Genomic DNA, 673 nt, shown 5'->3' with positions numbered 1-673 from the left:
TATACTTCGATGAAACTTAATCTAAGAAACAAACGCAAGAAACGTCTTCCTGCAAGGATAAAAGAGCCACTTTTACGTCCCATTTATCCCAATGTCACATGGAGCATGGACTTTATGCACGATACGCTTGAAAACGGAAAAAGCGTGAGAAGTTTGAATGTTATTGACGACTTTAACAGAGAGGTTTTAAATATCAGTATAGATACAAGTTTGCCCTCTGCAAGGGTGATTGCTGAGTTGGAAAAACTCATAGAATGGCGAGGGAAACCCGAAAAAATAAGAGTGGATAATGGCCCGGAGTTTATTGCCGAAAAACTGAAAAACTGGTGTAACAACCAGAACATAGAACTGCATTTTATTCAACCGGGAAAACCTACCCAAAACTCACTCATTGAACGGTTTAACAGGACTTTTCGGACCGAATTTTTAAATGTTCACCTATTTGAAAGCATAAAAGAGATGAGAACTTATGCAGAAATCTGGATGTGGATGTACAACAACGAAAGGCCGCATAGTGCTTTGCAATACTTATCACCAAGGGGCTTTTTATTGAAATATGGAAAAATCAGCCTCCGCAATCCAGCAGATTTTCCCACATTCCAACAAAATTTTTACAACAACAACAAAACAATATTAACAAAAAACTCTATTTTTGAATGTGCCTAAATTGGGG

At 37.7% G+C, this 673-nt stretch carries 1 protein-coding gene; it reads left to right on the top strand.

The features are described from left to right. A partial coding sequence (locus tag IV513_RS15620; RefSeq protein ID WP_209391472.1) for an IS3 family transposase occupies positions 1 to 666 on the top strand: 666 nt, incomplete at its 5' end. Between the last annotated feature and the right edge of the window lie 7 nt (positions 667 to 673).

This window comes from Chryseobacterium sp. RR2-3-20 (genome assembly GCF_017808115.1).
GTDB classification, from domain to species: Bacteria; Bacteroidota; Bacteroidia; order Flavobacteriales; family Weeksellaceae; genus Chryseobacterium; species Chryseobacterium oryzae.
Note: the sequence above shows the minus strand (reverse complement) of the source record. Positions and strands in the feature narration are given on the sequence as shown.